Annotated in this window: 16 protein-coding genes and 1 pseudogene; 11 read left to right on the plus strand and 6 right to left on the minus strand. The window is 41.7% G+C overall.

Annotation, left to right across the window (positions count from 1 at the left end):
- The 3 genes from ACOMG9_RS14905 (at position 1) to ACOMG9_RS14915 (ending at position 6160) form a co-directional block, all read left to right on the plus strand.
- Positions 1-3417, plus strand: a complete 3417-nt coding sequence (locus ACOMG9_RS14905; protein WP_494529028.1) for an ATP-binding protein — start codon at positions 1-3, stop codon at positions 3415-3417.
- On the plus strand, positions 3401-4576 hold the full coding sequence (locus ACOMG9_RS14910) for a Wadjet anti-phage system protein JetD domain-containing protein (protein WP_448217460.1): 1176 nt from the start codon (positions 3401-3403) through the stop codon (positions 4574-4576). The genes ACOMG9_RS14905 and ACOMG9_RS14910 overlap by 17 nt, the downstream gene beginning before the upstream one ends.
- 714 nt (positions 4577-5290) lie before the next feature.
- Positions 5291-6160: a hypothetical protein gene (locus ACOMG9_RS14915; RefSeq protein WP_448217461.1), complete on the plus strand. Its 870-nt coding sequence runs from the start codon at positions 5291-5293 to the stop codon at positions 6158-6160.
- A 174-nt stretch (positions 6161-6334) separates the two neighbouring features.
- On the opposite strand, the gene ACOMG9_RS14920 is transcribed toward ACOMG9_RS14915, so the two are convergent.
- Positions 6335-7237, minus strand: a complete 903-nt coding sequence (locus tag ACOMG9_RS14920) for a hypothetical protein (protein WP_448217462.1) — start codon at positions 7235-7237, stop codon at positions 6335-6337.
- A 343-nt stretch (positions 7238-7580) separates the two neighbouring features.
- Here ACOMG9_RS14920 and ACOMG9_RS14925 point away from each other — a divergent pair, with 343 nt between their 5' ends.
- The gene (locus tag ACOMG9_RS14925; RefSeq protein WP_448217463.1) at positions 7581-7940 is read left to right on the plus strand and encodes a hypothetical protein; all 360 of its coding nucleotides are present in this window, start codon (positions 7581-7583) and stop codon (positions 7938-7940) included.
- The gene (locus ACOMG9_RS14930; RefSeq protein ID WP_448217464.1) at positions 7928-8131 is read left to right on the plus strand and encodes a hypothetical protein; all 204 of its coding nucleotides are present in this window, start codon (positions 7928-7930) and stop codon (positions 8129-8131) included. Before ACOMG9_RS14925 ends, ACOMG9_RS14930 begins: the two co-directional genes overlap by 13 nt.
- A gap of 71 nt (positions 8132-8202) precedes the next feature.
- On the opposite strand, the gene ACOMG9_RS14935 is transcribed toward ACOMG9_RS14930, so the two are convergent.
- A complete protein-coding gene (locus ACOMG9_RS14935) occupies positions 8203-8964 on the minus strand; it encodes a DUF6309 family protein (protein ID WP_448217465.1) in 762 nt (253 codons plus the stop codon).
- Between the two features lie 713 nt (positions 8965-9677).
- Here ACOMG9_RS14935 and ACOMG9_RS14940 point away from each other — a divergent pair.
- On the plus strand, positions 9678-10208 hold the full coding sequence (locus ACOMG9_RS14940) for a hypothetical protein (RefSeq protein WP_448217466.1): 531 nt from the start codon (positions 9678-9680) through the stop codon (positions 10206-10208).
- Positions 10209-10276: 68 nt separating this feature from the next.
- Here ACOMG9_RS14940 and ACOMG9_RS14945 read toward each other — a convergent pair whose 3' ends face one another.
- On the minus strand, positions 10277-10702 hold the full coding sequence (locus ACOMG9_RS14945) for a hypothetical protein (protein ID WP_494529029.1): 426 nt from the start codon (positions 10700-10702) through the stop codon (positions 10277-10279).
- Positions 10703-11879: 1177 nt separating this feature from the next.
- On the opposite strand from ACOMG9_RS14945, the gene ACOMG9_RS14950 reads away from it, so the two are divergent.
- A complete protein-coding gene (locus tag ACOMG9_RS14950; protein ID WP_494529030.1) occupies positions 11880-12869 on the plus strand; it encodes a hypothetical protein in 990 nt (329 codons plus the stop codon).
- A gap of 393 nt (positions 12870-13262) precedes the next feature.
- Here ACOMG9_RS14950 and ACOMG9_RS14955 read toward each other — a convergent pair whose 3' ends face one another.
- On the minus strand, positions 13263-14276 hold the full coding sequence (locus ACOMG9_RS14955) for a hypothetical protein (RefSeq protein ID WP_448217469.1): 1014 nt from the start codon (positions 14274-14276) through the stop codon (positions 13263-13265).
- A gap of 1173 nt (positions 14277-15449) precedes the next feature.
- Between ACOMG9_RS14955 and ACOMG9_RS14960 the strand changes: the two genes are divergently transcribed.
- A complete protein-coding gene (locus tag ACOMG9_RS14960; RefSeq protein ID WP_494529031.1) occupies positions 15450-15725 on the plus strand; it encodes a hypothetical protein in 276 nt (91 codons plus the stop codon).
- A gap of 157 nt (positions 15726-15882) precedes the next feature.
- Here ACOMG9_RS14960 and ACOMG9_RS14965 read toward each other — a convergent pair whose 3' ends face one another.
- Complete coding sequence (locus ACOMG9_RS14965; RefSeq protein WP_494529032.1) at positions 15883-16140, minus strand: DUF2442 domain-containing protein; 258 nt, start codon at positions 16138-16140, stop codon at positions 15883-15885.
- 8 nt (positions 16141-16148) lie between these two features.
- Positions 16149-16418 (minus strand): annotated as a pseudogene (dhiT, locus tag ACOMG9_RS14970) (type II toxin-antitoxin system toxin DhiT).
- Positions 16419-16585: 167 nt separating this feature from the next.
- Between dhiT and ACOMG9_RS14975 the strand changes: the two are divergent.
- From ACOMG9_RS14975 to ACOMG9_RS14985, 3 genes are all read left to right on the plus strand, one after another.
- Positions 16586-16816, plus strand: coding sequence for a phage integrase N-terminal SAM-like domain-containing protein (locus ACOMG9_RS14975; protein WP_494529033.1), 231 nt, complete (start codon positions 16586-16588; stop codon positions 16814-16816).
- Positions 16776-17054, plus strand: a complete 279-nt coding sequence (locus tag ACOMG9_RS14980) for a hypothetical protein (RefSeq protein ID WP_494529034.1) — start codon at positions 16776-16778, stop codon at positions 17052-17054. The genes ACOMG9_RS14975 and ACOMG9_RS14980 overlap by 41 nt, the downstream gene beginning before the upstream one ends.
- Positions 17055-18159: 1105 nt before the next feature.
- Positions 18160-18933 carry a hypothetical protein gene (locus ACOMG9_RS14985; protein WP_494529035.1) on the plus strand — a complete coding sequence of 258 codons (774 nt, stop codon included), beginning with the start codon at positions 18160-18162 and terminating at the stop codon, positions 18931-18933.
- Positions 18934-19035: the final 102 nt, after the last annotated feature.

The raw sequence follows: 19035 nt of genomic DNA on the forward strand, positions 1-19035 counted from the left end.
ATGAGCGACCACAACAATTCACAACACGACGACGCTCTACCACCGAAAAACAAGAATAGCCCGACAAAAAGCATTGATCTTTTTCAAGCAACTGATCAACCGGACACCGCTTTTGTTCTGAAAGAGCTGAGCCTCTATAACTGGGGACCGTTCCAGGGAAACAACCAGGCTACGTTTGACCTGAATGGTACCGCTATTATTGGCCCAACAGGCAGTGGTAAAACCACACTGGTTGATGCCCTGATGACCTTGATCGTTGCTCAACCCAAATACAATCTGGCCTCCACTGGCGGGCATGAAAGCGACCGGGATCTGATCTCCTACGTTCGCGGGGTGACAGGTGCCGGTAACAACTCTGGCGATGATAACCATATCGCCCGCACCGGTAGGACCATCACCGGGTTGGCAGCCCGCTTTGAACACCGCGATCAGGTGGTGCATATTGGCGGTCTGTTCTGGATTGATGTGCCAGGCAATGCTTCCACAGACCTGAAAAGACTCTGGCTATTTACCCAACGCAACGATCAAACTCTGGAGGAGTGGCTGACCCGACTGCAAGAAGGCGGTAAACGCGCACTGAGGCAGTTTGAGCGCAATACGCCCGATCTAAAACTGTTTGACAGTAAAAGAGCTTACCTGGATAAGATTCAGCGCTTTTTTGAAGTGGGCAAAAATGCCTTTCCCCTGCTGAACCGGGCAGCAGGTCTGAAACAACTGAACAGCGTTGACGAGATATTCCGGGAGCTGGTACTTGAAGACCGTTCAATGTTTGTGCGGGCCGGTGAAGTGGCTACGGAATTTGATGATCTTGCCATCATCCATGAAGAGCTGAACACTGCCCGCCGTCAGCAGAGCTCACTCCAGCCCTTGTTGAGTCTCAATAAAGACTATCAGAAGCAGACACTTAAGCTATCCGAGCAGCAGGAACTGTCGGGCATTATTCCCATCTGGTTTGCTATAGCAGGCCACCAACTCTGGACAGCCAGGATTGAGGCATTGAACACATCAATAGCCGATGTCCGTAGCGCCATTGAAATGGGTCAGAAGCAACAAACCCAGCTTCAGGATCAGGCAGACCGGTTAAATGAAGTCTATCTGAAGGCGGGAGGGGCCAGTATCGAGTCTTTAGGCCGTGAAATTGAACAGCAGGAAAGACTAACCGCCGATTGTCGTCAACGAGCCAAAAATTACCAGACACTGGCCCGCAATCTCAACCTTGATGACACCCTGTCGGCAAAAGCACTCACCGCCAACCAACAGCAGATAGACCAGCAGCAGCAAGCGTTACAGGTACAGGCAGAACAACGGGAAAACGAAGTAAAAGAACTGGGATTTGAGCTGGTATCCAGAGAAAAGCAGCTGACAGAAGCCAGTAAGGAATACGACAGCGTTAAAGCCAGACCCGGCTCCAATATCAAGGGATCGCTACAGAGTTTCCGTAGCGATCTGGCTGAAGCACTGCAGCTACAAGAGGAATCCCTGCCGTTCGTAGCAGAGCTGGTAGAAGTCAAGGCTGAAGAAAAAGCGTGGCGCGGAGCGATTGAACGTGCCATTGGCAGCCATCGGGAACGGATCCTGGTCCCTTCAGAGCATATGAAAGCGGCACTTCGCTGGATCAACAGTCGTCATAACCGGGTCCATGTTCGACTGCAGGATGCCAGGAAACCGGATACACAGCCCCGGTTTTATGACGATGGTTTTACCCGCAAACTCAACTTTAAAGACCATTCTCACCGGGAAGCACTGAAAATGCTTCTGGCCAGTATTGATCGCCATTGTGTCGACTCACCGGACCAGTTAAAAATAACCCCCCACGCCATGACCCAACAGGGCTTGATGTCCGGCTCCGGCGGTCGCTATGAAAAGCAGGATCAACGCTCCCTGCATGAGAACTGGATGACCGGCTTTGACAACCGCGACCGTCTCGCCAGTCTGGAGACAGAAATTCAGACACTGCGGCAGGAAGAAAAGCTCTTCAATCAGAAATATACAAAAGCCGAGGAGCAGAAACAGGCAATACAACAAAAGCTGGACTTATTAAGCAGGCTATCAGAGATTAGCTTTGAAGAGATTAACCTGCCGGAGTACGAACAGCAACTGAGCCATCTTAAGCAACAGCTGGCCACCCTGTTAGCACCCGATTCCGATGCCGCCAAAGCCAAGGTGGAGCTGGATCAGGTCAGAGCTGCAATGAAGGAAGTACGGGCACAAATAAATGCGAAAGGGCAACAACTGGGTGCGCTGGACAGCCAACTGAACGCTGCTGAGCAGAAAAAGAACAAAGCATTTGCCGCCATTGGCCCTGGCCTGACCAATGAGCAAATGGAACTGGCCACAGGACGACTGCCTGATCTCTCTGCAGTTAACCCTGACGACCTGCCCGACCAGGAAAAAGACGCCCAGAACAAGTCAACGACCCGTATTAAGGAACTGCAGGAGGCAATAAAAACCACCGAAGGAAAACTGATCCGGCAAATGAACGAGGCCCAGAAACAGGATACCGGCGCCCTCAGTGAAGCGGGCACCGAGCTAATGGATATGCCTCAATACCTCGAACGACTGAAAGTTCTGACCGAAGAAGCCTTACCAGAAAAACAGAAGCGTTTTAAAAACTACCTTAACCAATCCTCTGATCAGGGTGTCACACAGCTGCTGAATACTATTGATAACGAAGTCAGTCAGGTGGAAGAGCGCATTGAAGACTTGAACCGTACCCTGCAACGGGTGGATTTCAAGCCCGGGCAATATCTTCAGTTAAAACCCCAGCGCGTCGTCCATGAAAGTCTGCGCACTCTGGAGTCGGCCCGTCGCCATCTGCGGGCAGCCTCCCTGAAAGACGACGATGGTGAAAGCCATTACCAGGCCCTGGTGAATATGGTGAGTTTACTGCGGGAGGCCAGTGACAATCGCAGAAATCTGGGGGCTCGGGCACTGCTTGATCCCCGCTATCGACTGCAGTTCACGGTAGAAGTTTGCGACCGTTCGGATCACACCATTATTGAACGGCTTAAGGGGTCCCAGAGTGGCAGTGGCGGTGAAAAAGAAATCCTGGCCAGCTACATTCTGACCGCTTCCCTGAGCTATGCACTCTGTCCTGCAGGTGCAGCCCGCCCATTATTTGGAACAATTGTCCTTGATGAAGCCTTCTCCAAAAGCTCCCAGGCGGTGGCAGGCAGAATAATCTCTGCCCTCAATGAGTTTGGTCTTCACCCACTGTTTGTCACACCCAATAAAGAGATCCGCCTGCTACGGGCACATACCCAATCAGCCATTCTGGTTCACCGTAAAGGGATGAAAGCCACGCTGACGCCCATGCGTTGGGAAACCCTTGCACAACACGCCAACAAAAAGAGCCTGATCGCAACCCAATCACCTGTTGCTACGGATGAGCCAGCCAATCATGAAATCACCAGATGACATAGCTCGGGAGCTGACCAGACAGTGGAATAACGCCAACATCAGGGAAACACGCCTGCTGATGGCGGACAGCTGGCCCCTGAAAATCAGAATTGGCAGGCCAACATCGCAGGTCATCAGCCAGCAGCCGGACAAAATCAGACAGCACTTCCAGCAATGGCGGCAAATAAACATCGGTGAGGTACAGTGGACTCCGGTTAACTATCGGGGAGCTGCCACCGCTATTGAGGTTCCTGTCTACTGGGTGCTGTCAAAACCCAGTGAATGGATTGAAGCAAGCGGTTGTAAAAACAGCAAACATGAATATCAACAACTACTGACAATCATCAGTCAGGTAGACCCGATTTTTCATCCATACTTCGTACGCCAAAGACGCTGGCTGGCCAAACCGGCAGACGAAGTGATCAAAGCCGCCAGGCTGGCCATGATCCTAACCCCTGGTTGTGCCCGGGGCGTGCCACTGCGCTCTCTCGGGGTGGCCAATACCGACACCAAATTTTTCGAGCGCAATCACCTGCTGATCCGGCAATTGCTTGATATCCGGTTTGATGGGCTGGCAAGCAGACTGGGGCTTGAGGAATTTCTTGACGCTACGGACGACAGTCACCACTGGTTATTAATCGCAGACCTGGATGGGGCACTGTTGCCTTTCAAACAGCTAAGGGTCAGAGATCAGGAACTCGTCACCACCCCTTTACCGGCCGACAAGATCCTGATTGTGGAAAATGAACAATGCCTGCACCTGTTACCTGCACTGTCCAATACCATAGCCATCCTGGGCGCAGGCCTGAACCTGTCATGGATGCAAGCTGCCTGGCTGTCCTCAAAAGTCCTGGCTTACTGGGGTGATATGGACACCTGGGGACTGACCATGCTGGCCAGAGCACGCAAATATCATCCAGAGCTTTCGGCACTTTTAATGAATCAGGCGCTGTTCAATCAGTACCAGGAAAGTAAAGCAGTTGCAGAGCCAAACCCATCGGTAAATGAAGACTCTACAGCACTGAAGGATGAAGAACAGCAATTCCTGACAGCTCTCAGGCTCCACGAAAAAGGGAGACTTGAGCAGGAGTTTTTACCTATGGAGATTGTTCATAGGACATTGTGTCAATGGCACTTGTCGAGCCAGGAAAGGTTTGCATCCTCCTCAAGTCAATAATACTAACCATGGGTGCCGACTGTGTTAGGATATTTGTCCCAGACAGGCCTGCTGCCAAGCTTCGATTGCCTGGTCAGTGTCTGACTCTGCTCTTCATTGGCGAAGTCGGTGGATCATCAGCAGATTGGTCTACCTGCCGGAGTGTCTGGACGTTACTATTGTTCGTGGCGTATCTCTTAATCTTGAAAAACGCGGGTATTTCCGGACAAGTTCAGATTTATTGATTTTGCGGCTGTTTGCAATAGCTTGAAAAGCCCTTTTCCGAGTTTTCAAATCCAGCTTTTTTTGCGAGTTCCCAGGGTCTCTCACAGCTGTTTGTACGCTTACACCAAAGATAGCCGGCAGAACCAATGCACCCGTGCTCATCCCGATCAGATCCAACCAAAGGTTGGAAATCTTGTTCTTCCGGGCTGTTCGAACTGCAACCGGTAAGAAGAAAGGCGGAAATGAATAGACATGAAATTAGCTTTTTCATAAAACAGACCCACGCATCTAATGAGGTACTAAACCTAAAGTTTGACGAAACAATTATAGATCAACCCATTCCAAATCATCAGAGTGTATTATTCAGCTGAAGTTTCAATGCCAGAGCATAACGAAAGGGCAAGCCGAGCCCCTCAGGTGCGTCGGATGAAGACTTTCAGAATGGAATTTACTCCAGTCACTTAATTAAGAGGCTATACTCGAAAGCTCAATTCAATAAGGATAATGATAATGCTTATTAATATACGGTCATATTTTATACTTGTAATTCTTACAACAGCTTTAGCTTTAAATGCGACAACAAAGGTTCATGCAGGTGATTTTCGAATATTAAACCTGTATGAAATCAGGGTATTAATCCTATGTTATCTTTCTGCTAAAGATCTTTTATCTCTAATGGAAGCGCTTAATATTGGGGTATATCAAAGCGTTAGTATGCATATAAAAAACGATTTGTGCGATAAAGTTAATGCTTTAAATATTGACTATATTCCTCCTGCTTTATGGCGTGAGTGCGAAGACCAGGAGCAAGGCTGGCATGACTACAGAGCTTTTACATATTGGTTTAGTGAGTATGAAGATGACTTTGATGATGAATTTTACTATCAGGAAATCAATAATCATATCAGGGGCGTACCAATGCCAGGAATGATTGAGTATAAACCTCTGGTGAGTGTCGCAACAGAAAACATAAAATTCGTAATTTCTTATGTTTGGATAGGCCCACGAGCTGACAACATATGGCATGTATTTGGTGAATTGATTGATGGTTCGGCCTTCTATTTTAATTCAGAATGTTGTTATACCGGCTTTACTGCATGGGGAGCTGGTTTAGTAAGGTTGGCGCCAAGCTGGAATTATTTAATACAAAACATGAGTGAGTCTGAAATCGAAAATTTTATTTCATCGTTGAATTTAGATGATTTTTCTAAAGATATTTTAACCCACTCAAGAACAGCAAAATCATCAGATTGCACAGAAGTATTTAGTTATTTTCTGCAAACTCTAATGTTTAAAGATGAGTACGAATCATACGAAGCGCAGATCAGATTTGAAGAACAGGAACTAGATTCAAAAAAGCTACCATCCTATATAAACTAACATTAAAGTCCTGAAGTAGCTGGATCAATGGTGATGAACAGGCTTTAACCGATCGAAGCAAGTTCTGAAAAGATTCATGATGAACTAAGTTAGTTGTCAGGTACCGTAATAACACTAATCTTTTCTCTGTTATTTGAAGTCATCAATCAAAAAGAGGCAACATTTATCCTGACATCAGGGGTCAGAATCAGAAAACAGATGCTTACTCAACCCTTTATCAAGACCTTCATCATATAGATCAATACATTGGCGTGTCTGTGTAATCAGTGCTTCGTCTTCTTCCTCACTTTGCCAATCGTCTCCATCCTTTTGTTCGGGGCTTGGCTCTCCACACGAGGCAATAGAGACAGGGTTAAGGAACCCTGAGTAATACAGTGTGGCTTCATAAGTGATAGTGCCTTGTTCCCTGTCACTGAGCAGATGGGCCTTCCAGTATTGTGGAGATTCGAATACAGGATCACAATTAGTATTTGAACATTCAAAACATCCGCATTTTCGGCGCATTGCTCTGGCCCCATTATCTATTTCTGCAGCTGCAGCTTCGCCTTCATCATCCCTGAAACCAGGATTCTCATCAAACTCATCACCAGAATCGTCAGGGCTATTGTCCGCTGCTGACCCTTGGCTGCGTTCAATATTGGCCCGGCCCAGATGGTAATTTTTATCAGAGTTGAAATGAGCTCTAAAATACTCAGTCAATAATGGCAAAATAGATAAAAAAGAGGTGTTAATGATGGCACTCACAGCATAGGATTTTAAAGATTGGGGTTGTAGACCAACATCAACATCTAAAAGAGGGGTATGAAAGCTGGCAGTCACAACTATAACTCCATCAACAGTCTGTTCATCAACTTCTCCATCGGATGTGTAGTGATCCCTGTTAAACGACCATACGCTAACCTCTTTTAGATTCAAAAGGTATCTCGGTAATTGTCCTTCTATAAAGACTCGGAGCTTTTGAGAGAGCTGGAGTGCTGTTAAAGGCAGTAAAGCTGTAAACCTGTTATCTCCACAATACCCCATTCGGGGAAGTACCATTGTACCAAAAATTGTCACTAACAGGATAAATTGCTTCATGCTATCAGGCCTTTTTTCTTGATAAAGGCAATTTATATAACCAAAATCAAAAAAGTCAATAACACTATCGAATCTATGTTTGTGCTTATCGAGATGGGAAACGAAGCGGCTAATGAAAGCATTAGTAGCTTGTCGTAATGTGCGTCCATTATTATTTTGGTAAGGCTTTTAGGGACACATTGTCGTTTTGGTTGGTCAGACTTTCTTTCAAAATAATCCATTGTCGTATAGAAAATTCTAAGTATAACAGACTAATCTCACAATATCGTATATATTCTCTCAATGTCTATATTCGTTTTTCTAGAATATAGACTCACAATTCACTGACACGAGCTTGTGTATTATGTTCTCTACAAAAGTATCTGCACTATCGCTTTTGTTTTTTGGCTGCTCTGCATTTTCCTCTGAACCATCTTTCATGGGAGAATGGGAAGGTCATCAAGAAAACACTGACTTTTTTTGCAATATATTATTTACACATCAATCCAAACTTGAATATTCACAAGATCATTTTTTTTACGTACCTTTATTGGAGGGTATTATTGTTGAAAAATTTCGCTCGGGTGAATACGGGCAATATTCTTTGATGATTGTTGATAAAGCTAACGATAAACTAATTGATTACAAGCATTATAAATTATGGTTTTACATAGATGCCATTGATCGAAAAGATAAAATCAGTACTAAAAAATGCTGCTATTAACCGATTTGGATGACACTAAAGAATTTGATAATAAAGACTTACCTACAAAAGTTTTGACAGCAGCTTACAATTTAAAGATTCAGCCGATGATTAATGAAACTTATTCTATTGGTATGATTGAGTATAAAAAGGGGAGTTATAAAAGCTGCACTGTAATGAAAAAAGATGATCCCTTTAAAGATGAGTTTTAGAATATAATGCCGAACTCAGGGACTGCTCCGAAAGCGCAGTCCTCCGAGGCTCTTTGTCAGATTAAATGGTATTAGTTGTTCTCGATACCACTTCGGCTAACTGCCCCTAGACCATCAATTTTCTTTGGTGCTTCCTTGCATGCAATAAAAGCAGGAATAGTGCTTTTCGGGTCATCTTTTATTGCTAATGACACCAAACGATGCAAACCATCCAGATGAACTAATCTTCCCTCAGCAAGTTTAGGATCGTCTATGATTTTTCCATAGTCGTAACGAATATTGATGGGCTCTACTGTTAAAAAGATTGGCTTTTCAGCAGGGTCTTTTCCTAAATGATAATTTAGAGACCCTGAACATAACGGATTATTACGCTTATCTTGTTCAGTCCAAACTTTATAACTATTTGCTGCATCTTTAGCTGTTAAGCCACACTCTGGAAGAAGGGTTTTTCGCTCACCATCATGCGTGTGCCCTGGCAATAATACTTTCATTGCTGTTTCAAATGGAAGTTCTGCGAATAACCAACCTCCATGATTTGGTAAAACAATTTCCGTATGTGCTATTTTGATATAGCCTTTGGCAATCAAGTTAGTATCACCATATTGTCCATGCTCTTTTTCGAAATTATCCAGTACTTCCCGAAAGCTGACAATTTTTGCCCCCTCAAATAAGGAATCTTTTAAATTATTGGCTACTGAATATTCACTGATCGGTTTATTTTCGGTCAAACGAGTAGTGCTGGGCATTTGTTTTTCGGTGCTATCTTTCTGCTTCAAAAAACTCGAATTGCAATGGCAATTCGTACTCATTCGAGATAAATTTATTGCATCCATAATCAATCTCCTTTTCATTTTATGATTAATAACTTAGATGCAAAATATTCTCATTTGTTCCATAAACAACTGACAAGATTGTTACTGAAATTAACGGTGATAATCTACCTGTTTTTTTAAAATATAAAGCCACCTTCAGGGGCTGCCCTGCAGCTGTAGCCTCATGGACGGCTTATTATGTCTGACTGGAATAACTAATAAGAAAACAACCATTTATTAAGCCATCTAAGTATTTCAGAGTGAACACTGGAATTGGTTGCAAGTTCTTGTTCTAGATAGATTAAGTCATCCAGATCTTGGAGGTCAGTTTGACTTGAAACCACAAAGTCAAGCATTGGAACCAAAAGGTCGTGGGAGATTACATTTAAATATTCAATGAGACCATTTACGAAGGGAAATTGAACGATATGAAATAAATGAACATTTTTATAACCATGCTTCATATAAATATCATGAATATCAGCCTTGCCTAAAATGCAAAGCATCGACAAAGTTGAGAACAGAATAAAATTGCGTAATGACCGACTGCACATGAAAATTCTCTATTACAACCAAGAATTAAGAATAACAATAGTTCAAATACATAGGAATGATTTTCAAAGCATATCAACTGTTTCAAGTTTGCGATGGCTGCCAACAGAAACCCCACCTGAAAGCACTTTTTATGCTAAAACTGAGACTTGTTGTAGGTAAAGAATATAATCGATGTTCATATGAAAACTTATTTAAAATGCATTTTAGCAATAATAACCATGGTAAATACCCTATATACTCCCAAAAGTTCAGCCATAGAAGTGTTTAAAAAGGAAGGGCGCTTATTAGTGCTGAGGGATGTGCCCATTAGTCATGTACTGACTCCACGAGTGATGATGGCCGCAATAGCATACAATTTACCGGTAACACTATCTGGTGCAGTATTGGGTAGCTTTTTTGGTGGTTTAGGAGCCTGTTTCCTTCAAGATGCTAATGTTCTTAATTCATTGCCCTCAGATAGTTTTGGTATTCATGCCACTGATTATGGAATATCTATTGTTGCTACATCATCTGAGATGTCAGCTGCCCTCAGCACTTTGGATAGTGGAATATCAATTGGTTGGACTCTGGGGGCAACTTTTGGAGCAGCGTTTGGTGCTTTTTCCATAGGTTTTATTTTTTCTAATATGATCCAGCGATATGGCTTAGATGAGGCAATATCGCGATTCACCCAGCCTTGGGCTCAAAATAGAAACACAGAATTTGATTAGAACATAAAGCCAGCTTATGAGCCGCGTTCAAAAGGAAAACCAGTTAGAAGGTTTTGATTTTACTTTTTTTATTTATTTTTTGCAGATGAAAAAAAGTTATTTTTGAAATATTCCTTTTCTTCTCTAGTCTTTTTTAACTCTCCTTCAAGGCTATTAATTTTTTTATCTTTCTCCTCCAATTCAAAAGATAGTAATTTTATTTTTTGATTCTTTTCTTTAAGTTCTTTGGTTAATACCTTAACTTCTTTTTCCAAGTCTTCCAAGTATTTTTTCTTTTTTCCTCTTGATAATGCGGCTGATAATCTATTTTTTATTTTTCTTTCATTAATATATTCTTGTCTCTCTTGATCTGTTAGTTTTCTTTTCTTAACTTTTGCCGTTTCTATATCCACTTTCATTCCAAAACATTTAGACTCATCAGTACGATCAACGATATAAGGCTCTTGAGCTCCATAGCAGGGAGAGGAAGAAGAACTACAAATCGGTTTATCCATGATGTACTCCAAGACTTAAAAAACAATGACTTTCAGATTCGGAGTTTTGTTAGACAAATAGCCTGACTTTATTCGACTTTCAACATAGAATTTATCTAGTTAACTCCGGTTTAATGAATAGTTAGATGGCTGTATTCCAGATTCGTTCCTTTTCTAACAAAATAGTTAGGAATATAGACCATTTTTAGAGCCTAATCAGATTTCAATTGAGTGATCAGCATAAGTATTCAACCATACGAAATCATATTTTCTGACTTATTGTTCAGGCACTCGCGGCAACTGCTCCTGCGTTGCTCTAGCTCCTGCATCCATGCAGTCGTGATGCGTTGCAACTCTGGTCACATAGCTTGCTATGTTCCCGTCGTTGCGCCTTGCAGAGCACCTGCCCAATAAGCCGGTAATATTCGATTCCATATGGCTGAGTACATACAATCTTCCTGCTGATAATCATCAGTTTTGTTGTCCGTCTCAGCGACAATACACATAAGGACAGATACTTATCAAGTGGTGGGAACCCCAATGTCAGGGTTAATGTTGATTGAAACACATAACCTGCAATCATTGCTTCTGTACTTTTTATTAATCCTGAACTTTGCCTGTTGAAGCCTTGGTGACAATACTGATGCAGCTTTTAAACTGGAATAAAGTACCAGATCAAATACCCACAGCAATCGGATACAAACGCCCATCGCTACACCTACGACTGTTATTTGAGCAGCTCGTAACTTACGGACGTAATCTGTTAAGAGCTACTCAGAAATGGTTTTGATCGGACAGAATGCTGACATAGGTATTAGCGGTCACTCACCACTGGCAAAAGAGAAAAAACTCGCTTACATCGTAAGCAAACGCCAAACCCAGGGGCACTGCGAGAGCAAAAACTCTGGTTTTTTTTTGTTATTCACAACTATTGAAGTAACAAAACTTAAAATAACCCTTATGTGAAAATTCAAGTGCTAATATATGCAAATACTAATCACAGAGCCTCATTTTTATGGATACTATTGTAAAGCTAAAGTACATTGAATGTGTTGTTTTTTTCATGCTTCTTTATTCTTTTAAAGTTCTCGCTTTAGACTGCCCTCATTGTTGCTACCCAATGAGTTTTACAATGGGACGATATGGATGCACATACCCATTCTGCCCCCTGTTCGTTCAGAATAGAATGGCTTCTCCTATGGGAAATCTAGAACTCAATATTGAAACACGCGATTTTAGTTTTTCTTGTAAAGGGGCAGGCTTACCTGCTCTGAATTCTTTGCGAGTCATTCCATTTCTGGCCCACCAAACATCTGTTCAAACGCAGATGCCAACAATCCCCCAAATCACGCCTATCCCGCAAATGCCATCAATCCAGCAAATGCCATCAATCCCGCAAATGCCAGCAATCCCGCAAATGCCAGCAATCCCGCAAACGCCAACAATCCCGCAAATCCTTCCAATCCAACAAGCCCCACCAACCCCGCAAGTTCAGGAAGCCCCGCAAACTCAACAAATGGCTTTAGCCTCTACTACTTCAAATCCACCCCCTGATGAGACTACCCGATACAGTGGGTCCGGTCAGCTTATGACAACAGACCATTTGCAAACGCCAATCGTTAAACTAAGAAATACACTTGAAGTACTGTTAAAAGATTTTGGAGTGAACCAGAGAAAACATACTGAGCTAAATTTCATCAGTGATTCCAGTTATTTTTTATTAAGGCGTTTTGCTGTGACTTGGGCCAATCTTTCCAGAAACAGGCAACTTACTAATAATCAGAGATTGGCCAAACTCTGTGAAGAGCTCGGTTTTTGTGGTATTTGGCCTCCGGATATTACATCAGAACAACCCGTTTTTGATAACTCTTTAGATACTTTGATGAATGCAGTCTTACAAAACAATCAAGTATTTATTGCATTTTATACAGAGGAAAACCCATTTATTATGTTGCACATAAACATTTTGCAGAATACATTCGCTGCCTTGCCAGTCGTACAAATTCATGGAATTGACCAGGAAAGAGGCTTTGACACGAACTTGTCTCTTGATTCTCTAAGGCAGTTCCTATTTTACCTACTTCATGCCGGTAACCAAGAACTCCGTCACGTTTCCATTTTAATCTTTAAAATAGTGAACCGTTCGCGTGAACCTAACATGGATAAATTACAAATTACCGAAAACTAATATGGAAAAAAGTATAAAATCAAATTATGGGGCAGCTTTCTCTTCACATGAGTACCTGTAGATTGAGAGCCTTGAAAATTCATCGGATGAATAACGATCTTTGTATTTTATAAGCAGAGGAGTCATTTTCTTTAACAACTTCATATTGGACTGCTGTCAGATATCAAGGCTCTGTTATTCCAGGTATATGAATCAAAACGGAGGGGTAGGGTCAGCTGGAAGGCTCTGTTATCCGCTCCTCCCGATGACATTAGCATTAATCTCAAGAATGTTAAACTTCATAACAAAATATTAAACAACGAACTCATATTAAATGGTCAGAGTCGAGGTTCACTGTTTCCCCCAAGCAGCAAATAATCAGCTGCTGGCAGCCTAATCACTTGCTAGACGTTATCAACGAGGGGAGTAAATATAGGTAGTACAAAAATGACGTGAACCAAAATCATTTCTCTTCGAAACATCTTCTTTTATAAAGTCTAATGGAATTTTACTTTCATCGAGGTTAGAGCTTGGCAGTCGTAATTTACCATTTGCAACCAAACATGACCTTACTGCTGAAAAATAATCATCAGAGTATTTCATAAATAAAAACAAAGGCCCTTCATCAACAATTTCTTTATATTTATTGAGACTACTAAGATATTCAGTTGCTCTTTTATCTCCCCATTGTAACAAAACATCTGGTTTAATACGTGCCCTTATATCCAAAGTATCTACACCGTAATGATTATAATGATCATTCTTATGACCACAGCCAAGCATTAAAGTAGAATGTTTATCTGGATTCAGTCCATTTAGAATTACAACACCATACTTTTCAAAGATGCTATTAAGTTCTTCATCGCAAACTAATGTCATTGTATCTAGTTTTTTTTCATCAGAATGAAGCATAATAAAAAGATCTAATTCATCATAAGATTCTAGTGAGTTCTGAGACTTTATCCTATGAGCTTCATCTCTGGCTGTTACTGTACTCCCTCCTGATGAATATGTATACAAAGGATTATCTGTATTATTCATTGCCATGAAAATCAGATTTGCAACTTTCAAAATTAACTCCTGATCATCTTTATTGCCTATAACTACTCCTCTTTCAGATAGATTTTCTGGTGTAATACAAAGAGTTTTATTTTTTTCTCTAGCAAGTGAACATATTTCGTTAATCTTCCTGTCTTTTAGTTCTAATCCATAATCTGGTTCAGCCTTTCTATGAGGAATTACTTTTTCCTTGGGCTTCTCATCACACCCGTTTTTCAGTTTTTTATCAGATAGAGATTCATCTATTGTATTAATTGAAGATCGCTTTTTTGCTGAAATATCCATGTTTACCTTGTGTATTAATTTGACTGCGCCTGAGTATCCTGTAAAGAAGGTAATTGCAAAGAAAATATCCCCTTCCAGGTTCATACTGATACTTTATTGAGAGCGACCTCAGGTATTTTCCTTTCACAAAAACCTGAAACACCACCATCTATTAAAATTCGAATCATTTATATCTTAACAGTATCATTTTTCATCTTTCTGTCCAGTTATTCACCACTAGGAGCCTGACCGAGAATAGCGCCCGTAGCGAGGACGGCAGAAAATTGAGGATGAAAATTCGGTTTTGTGAGGAGAATAGCGAGCTATTTGACGAACAAAAGCGGATTTTCAGACCAATTTGCTGCCGCCGCAGTAGGGCAGTCTATTCTCGGTCAGGCTCCTAGACAGCTAAATCTTCTTGAGTTAACGGTTAACCGATCAATGACTCGACTTTAGTTCCTACGTCGTTCTAACTCGCAAATCCATTAACTCTTAGTGCCCCTGAGATTAACAGGAAGTAAATTGCCCCGGATAACCATCTTTGTATGGTTACTTGCATTGATGCTCTGCCTTGAACTGGTGGTTATTTTCATAATCACAGACACATGTATCGTAATTAAAGCTACCACCTGTATCCAGACAATCATATACTTCGTCCTCCGAGAAAAAGTATGGTGCAACTATTGAAATCAAAACACCCAGGATCAAAGCCAGTACCAAGACACCCAACATGATTTTGAATACTAACCTGAAGTAGCGGTTCATATTGATTGCTCTCTTTTCTTATGGCACATAACTTCTTGCTTAACGAGCTTATCCCGTTCACTTGCCTGTTATACGGCGGTTACCCAGGTACCCTGGACAGAATGATCTTTAAGGCTTCTTTGATTTCCGCATTGTCAGCTTTCAACACTAAGTACTCAACCATACGAAATCATATTTTCTGACTTATTGTTCAGGCACTCAGACTGCGTTGCAACTCTGGTCACATAGCTTGCTATGTTCCCGTCGTCGCGCCTTACAGAGCACCTGCCCAATAAGCCAGAAATATTCGATTCCGTATGGCTGAGTACTTACACTGTCTGCTTTCAGTGCAGCAATCTCTCTTTCTTGACAGTCAAAACGTTTCTCTTGCAGATCGAACCTTTGGTGTATTTCACCACGGGTTTTACTGGCGAAGCTGACAATACCCGTGGGTGTCTTGAATATAGTTCTCTTTTTGATCGTTGTCCTGACAGACTCAGCCCTGAGGATTTAAAAACCTGATTTGCCGCCCTGGTGGAAAGCCATTGGAGCACGGTCAAAACCGATCGTAATGGCCTGCAGTTTTTCTGGAAACATGTTCTGGGCAAACACTGGGACTTTGTTGAAATCATCAAACCACCGACCGTCAAGCGACTGCCTGTTATCCTGACGCCTGCAGAGGTAGAACGACTGCTCAATACTGCACGGAAACTGCGCTATTACACCATTCTGTTGACACAGGAGAAGACTTCCCAGATCCGACATATCCAAGACTACCGTAATGCAATGGTCTGGAGATACTCATCCTGAATAAATAGCGTTCAGAAAAAACGTTTTGATTCAAGGTCCGCCAGAAAAGTAAACTTCAGTAGACCTTCCTTACCAGAATTCAACCCTGGCTTGTGCAACAACAGGATAAGATTGCGGCTGGGCGCAATCTATCCTTATTTGTTATGTGCGTGGTCGATTAATGCCTTTGAGAGGAAGGCTGAATTGTTACGCTAAGAAGATACAGAGTATCTTTGCTGAAGTCTTGCTCATTGGGCCATTCTATAGAACCAAATGAAACTCTTACCTGCTTAAAGTAATTAATATCTTTAAATTCTACAAAAATACCTTTTTCCAAGTATGGAGAAACGTCAAACTCTTTGACTTCATCATTCTCAAACTCAATATGGAGTTTGTAATTCTCTAAAGCTTGTACTGATTTCACCGCAGGATTCATATTTACACCTATTTTAAAGGATCAATTTTGAATACTGAGTCTCCATTTATTGCTAAATCCCAGTTAGCCATGAGACTTTCTTTATGGATTTCTATCCAGGCATCAACAAGTTTTTGCTTGTTCTTAGGAAGATTTCCTTCAAGTATTTTGCCTGTAGGAATTTCGATAATTGCCTCAAAATTCTAATAAAAAACATGAATGTGAGGCATATTGTGTTTCTGATTATCGAAGTAATACATTCGAACAATCAGACCATAAAACATTGATATAGTAGGCATTTATTAATCCTGAGTTCAATAGCTCAACTGATTATAACCCACTGAAATATTTTGTTGAACCAAGCCGCTAACGCGGCAAAATAATACCGTTCATCCCAGCCACCCCAACATTGCCAATACTTCCTGATATCCGTATCACTCCGGCGCGGCTTATATAAGGAAGCAGCATGGAACGTTCTGAGCAAATCCGGTTTGACAAACTGTATCAAAAACACATCACCACCCTGAAACTTCAGGGCAAAAGAAAATCAACCATTGATCTATACAGTAGGCCAATTCGGCGGCTGGCAACCTTCTTTGATCGTTGTCCTGACAGACTCAGCCCTGAGGATTTAAAAACCTGTTTTGCCGCCCCTGGTGGAAAGCCATTCCTGGAGCACGGTCAAAACCGATCGTAATGGCCTGCAGTTTTTCTGGAAACATGTTCTGGGCAAACACCGGGACTTTGTTGAAATCATCAAACCACCGACCGTCAAGCGACTGCCTGTTATCCTGACGCCTGCAGAGGTAGAACGACTGCTCAACACTGCACGGAAACTGCCCGATTACACCATTCTGTTGACACAGGAGAAGACTTCCCAGATCCGACATATCCAAGACTACCGTAATGCAGTGGTCTGGAGACACTCATCCTGAATAAATAGCGTTCAGAAAAAACGTTTTGATTCAAGGTCCGCCAGAAAAGTAAACTTCAGTAGACCTTCCTTACCAAGAATTCAACCCGGGCTTGTGCAACAACAGGATAAGATTGCGGCTGGGCGCAATCTATCCTTATTCGTTATCTGCGTTAACCAGTTAGGAAGTACTTTGCTTTAGAATCGCTTCTTTTCCAACATGCTTGCTTGTCGTTCATTGTTCTTTGTGAAGATTACCGTTTTTTTATTACTCTCTATTCAGCAAGGTAGTCTATTAGACACCCGATGTTGTAGCCAATTGTTCCAAGAGTTACAGGAGTGTAGAGAAAACCAATATTTATTCCTCTATCTTGTTCATCGAGCCCGTCTGTAGCAAGATAGCAGTGACAAAATATGCCAGTATAGAGTCCCCAAATTGATAGGGTTTTCGCCCAACTTATTGTCTGCTCCTCATCTTGAAACTGTACAGCGAAACTGTCTGTAGCAGTCGATAAGCTGGCAAGTAAAGCAAATACCCGAGCGGTTTTCATAAGCTTATCTACTACGAATTGAACTCTGAGTTTAGGCATAAGATAAACGAAGCTATCATTTCATGCCAATACTTACACTCTGAGTACGTGAATACTACCAGCAGATCCCGCTACATATACGATCTAGGGTCGTGTAAGTTGGCATGGAAAAAATATTCCCCTTTAGTACCAGAGCTTGTAAAGGTATATAACTGATTACATAAATTCATAGCTAAAAATGTTTGCGAGAGTATAAAAAAAGCAGAACTAAATCCTTTGGCACCACTGACTTACACTGTCGTTTACTTGTTCAAGATATAAACATGATCGATGCTGTTCGCAAACTTCGCCTTTGAAATTCGTTTAATATAATACTTAAAGGAATATTCAGTTCACTGTCTGCCTGAGCCTGCACAGTTAGTAAAAATTAACATTTACACGTCTCAAGGCGTGTAAAGTGTTAGAGCTGTGGAATACTACAACCACTTCAACATTCTTTCAGGAGTAGCGAATATGGGCGCAATCTGTCCTTATTCGTTATGCGACGGTTATTCTGAACGAGAATCACTTTATAACTAATATGGCAGCTATTTAAGTATGAACTATATTAAAACCTACTTCGTGTTATGGCGTTTTCAAAACGAAATGAAATATTTTAGGCTTTGCACATTAACCTTACTGCTTTTTATTGTACTAAAACCTGAAGCAGCATTTGAAAGAATAATCATTAAATCTGACAAAATACCAGTACTTGAAATCACATCCAAATATAATCATCAAGCATCTAGGACTAGAAATATAGTCCCCGATAAAATTATTGTCAGATCATTACTATCAGATACAGTAAGGGGCAGGCTGGGGACACATTCCTTCTTTACAGCTCTAGAGAATTTTTCGCGTTCTTTGTACAGGACAGGAATTATGAGTATGACTGCTGAACGCGAATATTCTAAGAATTTTACTTTATCATTCGCTAACGCACCTAGTTTATTGTTAAGAACGCCAGCTATTGACATGATGGATTGGCAAGTGGTTTTTTCTCATCTAAATCAAGACAATCTGCTTTATCAATCTGGCTGTCAAATCCCAGGAGTTCATCCACTTATATTATTTTTCTCGAGTGATTTTTTGAATTATCTTGATCAGAATATTTTGACAGGGCTCGCAGGCAGCCAGGCAATACAAATTCCTTTATTACAATTAACTGCTAATACTGAGAACTATTTAACAGATGATTTGGTATTTACAGAATCTGCTAATGAAACAGACTTGATTATTAATATATACCCACAAGGCAAGAATCAAGTGTCTCCTCCAGAAGGGTATACAATGAAACGATTTTTTGAGGGCAGCTTAAAACATTACCAATAGCCGCTAACGCGGCAACAAAATACCGTTCATCCCAGCCACCCCAACATTGCCAATACTTCCTGATATCCGTACCACTCCGGCGCGGCTTATATAAGGAAGCAA

The organism is Endozoicomonas sp. PH6C (assembly GCF_059322965.1).